The sequence below is a fragment of the Streptomyces viridosporus genome (genome assembly GCF_002078235.1).
GTDB lineage: Bacteria > Actinomycetota > Actinomycetes > Streptomycetales > Streptomycetaceae > Streptomyces > Streptomyces viridosporus.
In genome coordinates this window covers 1-4,168 of the sequence record NZ_MSGP01000189.1, presented here as the reverse complement: position 1 = coordinate 4,168, position 4,168 = coordinate 1, and the positions used below count along the sequence as shown (strand labels likewise).

Genomic DNA, 4,168 nt, shown 5'->3' with positions numbered 1-4,168 from the left:
GCACCGGTACGGCACCCGCGTACCTGGGGCCCCGGCGGCACGCGGGTGCCGTACCGGTGCTGACCAGGACCGTCGAACTGCGCCACCCCCGCGGGGTGATCGGGCAGATCGTCCCCTGGAACTACCCCCTCGAACTGTCCGTCGGCGACGCGCTGCCCGCCCTGGTCGCCGGCAACGCGGTCGTCATGAAGCCCGACACCGAGTCCTGCCTGACCGCCCTGTGGGCCCGTGACCTGCTGATCGAGGCCGGACTGCCCGCCGATGTCCTGCAGGCCGTCATCGGCCTCGGTCCCGTCGTCGGCCCCGAGGTCGTCAAGCGCGGCGACTACGTCTCCTTCACCGGGTCCACGCGCACCGGCCGCGAGGTCGCCACGGTCGCCGCCGACCGCCTGGTCGGCGTCTCCCTCGAACTGGGCGGCAAGAACGCCATGGTGGTCCTGGAGGACGCCGACCTCGAGAAGGCGGCGGCCGGTGCCGTGCGCGCCTGCTTCTCCTCCGCCGGTCAGCTGTGCATCTCCATCGAGCGGCTGTACGTCCACGAGTCGATCGCCGACGCCTTCCTGGACCGCTTCGCGGCCCGCACGCGCGCGATGCGGCTGGGCGGTTCACTGACCTACGGCGCGGACATGGGATCGCTGGTCAGCGGACACCAGCTGGAGACCGTGAAGCGGCACGTGGAGGACGCCGTCGCCAAGGGCGCGCGCATCGTCGCCGGCGGCGTGGCCCGCCCGGACATCGGCCCGTTCTTCTACGAGCCGACCATCCTCGACGGCGTCACGGACACCATGACCCTGTGCTGCGAGGAGACCTTCGGCCCGGTCGTCTCCGTCTACCGCTTCACCACCGACGACGAGGCGGTCGAGCGCGTCAACTCCACCTCGTACGGCCTGAACTCCTCGGTCTGGACGAAGAACACCCGGCGCGGTCACGAGGTCGCCGCCCGGCTGCGCACCGGCACCGTGAACATCAACGAGGGGTACGCCTCCGCGTACGGCAGCGTCCAGTCGCCCATGGGCGGCATGAAGGAGTCCGGACTCGGCCGCCGGCACGGCTCCGAGGGCATCCTCAAGTACACCGAGGCCCAGACCGTCGCCCACCAGCGGCTGCTGCCGATGGCCCCCTCGCTCGGCATGGACGACGAGAAGTACGCGGCGTTCATGAACCGGAGCCTGCGCCTGATGAAGGCATTCCGTTTCCGCTAGGCCACCGGACCACCGGACCACTGGACCACCGGACCACCGGTCCACCGGACCGCCCGGCCGCCCCGCACCGAGGCTTTCGACGAGGAGAGCACGTGTCACAGGAGAACCCCGTCCACGAACCGGACGACGACGCCGCGTACGACTACGACGTCATCGTCGTCGGCTCCGGCTTCGGCGGCTCGGTCTCGGCACTCCGTCTGACCGAGAAGGGCTACCGTGTCGGCGTCCTGGAAGCGGGCCGCCGCTTCACCCGCGAGTCCCTGCCGAAGAACTCCTGGGACCTGAAGAACTACCTGTGGGCCCCCGGGCTCGGCATGTACGGCATCCAGCGCATCCATCTGCTGGGCAACGTCATGGTCCTGGCCGGCGCGGGTGTCGGCGGCGGCTCCCTCAACTACGCCAACACCCTGTACGTACCGCCCAAGCCCTTCTTCGACGACCCGCAGTGGCGGGACATCACCGACTGGCAGGAGGAGCTGAAGCCGTACTACGACCAGGCGCGGCGGATGCTCGGCGTCCGGCTCAACCCGACGACGACCCCGTCGGACGTGCACCTGAAGGCGGCGGCCGAGCGGATGGGCGTGGGCGACACCTTCCACATGGCCCCGGTCGGCGTCTTCTTCGGCGACGGCGAGGACGCGGACGGGAAGGTGAGGGCCGAGCCGGGGCAGGAGGTGCCCGACCCCTACTTCGGCGGGGCGGGACCGTCGCGGCGGGCCTGCGCCGAGTGCGGCGAGTGCATGACCGGCTGCCGGCACGGTGCGAAGAACACCCTCAACGAGAACTACCTCCACCTCGCCGAGAAGGCGGGCGCGGTCGTCCACCCGATGACGACGGCCGTGTCGGTGACCGAGGACCCGCGGGGCGGCTACGCCGTCGTCACGCTCCCGACCGACGACCGCCGCAAGGGGAAGGACCGCACCTTCCGGGCCCGCCGGGTCGTCCTGGCCGCCGGCACGTACGGCACCCAGACGCTGCTGCACCGCATGAAGGCGGCCGGCCGGCTGCCGCACCTGTCGGACAGGCTGGGCGAGCTGACCCGCACCAACTCCGAAGCGCTCGTCGGCGCCCAGACCGACGACCGCCGCTACCGCAGGGCGACCGGTGCGCCGAAGGTGGACTTCACCCGCGGTGTGGCCATCACGTCCTCGATCCACCCGGACGAGAACACCCACATCGAGCCGGTCCGCTACGGCCGCGGCTCCAACTCGATGGGCGGTCTGTCCATCCTCCAGGTCCCGTACGCGGGCAGTGGTTCGGGCGCGGCCAGGGTGCTCGGCTGGCTGGGCAACGCGGCCAGGCACCCCTGGCTGCTGCTCCGGTCCCTCTCCAACCGGCGCTGGTCGGAGCGGACCATCATCGGTCTGGTGATGCAGTCGCTGGACAACTCCCTGACGACGTACCTGAAGCCGTCCGGGATCGGCCGAGGCCTGCTCACCGCCCGGCAGGGCCACGGCGCGCCCAACCCCAAGCAGATCAAGGCGGCCACGGACGGCGCGTCCGCGCTGGCGGCCGAGATCAACGGCTTCGCGGGCTCCAACATCGGTGAGCTGACGGGGATGCCGCTGACCGCGCACTTCCTGGGCGGCTGCCCGATCGGCGCCTCCCGCGAGACCGGCGTGATCGACCCGTACCACCGCCTCTACGGCCACCCCGGGATCTCGGTCGTGGACGGGGCCGCGGTCTCGGCGAACCTGGGGGTGAACCCGTCCCTGACCATCACGGCGCAGGCCGAGCGGGCGATGTCGTACTGGCCCAACAAGGGCGAGGCCGATCCGCGTCCGGAGCAGGGCGCCGCCTACCGGCGCCTCCAGCCGGTCGAGCCGAAGTCCCCGGCGGTCCCGGCGGACGCGTTCGGCGCGCTGAAGCTGCCGTTCCTGGGGATGCCGACGGTGCCGCCGAAGAAGTAGCCGGAAGCGGGCGGCGGAAGAAGAAGGAAAAAGAAGGAAGAACGCGGGAGAAGGGGAGAGGGAGAAGGACCTGGGCTCCCCTCCGAGCCCAGGTCCTTCTCCCTCGTCCTGCGCGACATCTCGCGCGGCACGCGGTCAGGCGTCGTTACGCCTCCACACCGGCCTTGCGCCGGCGCACCACGAACACCGCTCCGGCGCCGGCCACGACGGCGGCACCGCCGACCAGGCCGATCATCGGCAGGGCGGAGCTGGAACCGGTCTCGGCGAGGCTGCCGGTGACCTTGACGTCCTTCACCTTGTCGAGCTCGACCTTGCCGCCGGTCTGCGGCTTGGCGTCGTTCGGCTTGCCCGCCCCGGAGCCGGCGGCCAGGATGTCGAAGAAGTAGATCCAGCCGTTGGAGTCGTCGGCGATCCAGCAGCCCTCGGTGTCCGCGTACTCGGCGAAACCGCCGGTGATGCCGAGCGCGTCGGGCACCTTGCCGCTGACGCTCAAGCGCAGCTTGTAGGAGACCGACTGGCCGGCACCGAGCGAGAACGCGGCGAACGTACCGCCCTCACCCGCGGCGTCCGCGAGCGTGTCCCACTGCCCGGTGGCCTTGTTGAAGACCTGGACCGTGATCTGGCCGGAGTAGTCCTTCTCGTTCCAGCCGAAAGCCGCGACGCCGATCAGCGGCTTGATGTCCTTGATCTCCTCGTCGCCGCGGTTGGACACGTTGAACGAGAACGCCGTCCAGCCGCTGCCGGCGACGATCGTCTCGGGCAGGCCCGACAGGCCACTGTGCAGGTCGGCGCTGAGCTCGGCCGTGCTGTTGCCCTCCTCGTCGGTGCAGAGCTCGATCTCCTCCTCCGCGGGAGCGCTTTCGCTGGCGCTCGGCGACGGAGAGGCGGCCGGCGAACTCGTGTCCTCGGCCGGGGTGCTCTCGTCGGCCGTGGGGGTGCTGTCCTCGGCCGGGGTGCTCTCGTCGGCCGAGGGAGTGCTCTCCTCGGCCGGGTCGGTCGACTCGGTCGCGGTCGGCGAGGGGGACGTCTCGTCCTTCTCGCCCTCCTCGCCGGCCG

Annotated in this window: 3 protein-coding genes; 2 read left to right on the top strand and 1 reads right to left on the bottom strand. The window is 71.1% G+C overall.

Features of this window, described 5'->3' with window-relative positions; translation table 11 throughout:
- The coding region (locus B7L92_RS14125; RefSeq protein ID WP_081237765.1) for a succinic semialdehyde dehydrogenase at positions 1-1,202 on the top strand (1,202 nt) is incomplete at its 5' end.
- A gap of 92 nt (positions 1,203-1,294) precedes the next feature.
- Positions 1,295-3,112: a GMC family oxidoreductase N-terminal domain-containing protein gene (locus tag B7L92_RS14120; protein WP_081237763.1), complete on the top strand. Its 1,818-nt coding sequence runs from the start codon at positions 1,295-1,297 to the stop codon at positions 3,110-3,112.
- A 145-nt stretch (positions 3,113-3,257) separates the two neighbouring features.
- Here B7L92_RS14120 and B7L92_RS14115 read toward each other — a convergent pair.
- Positions 3,258-4,168: LAETG motif-containing sortase-dependent surface protein (locus B7L92_RS14115; RefSeq protein WP_107501481.1), on the bottom strand; the 911-nt coding region annotated here is incomplete at its 5' end.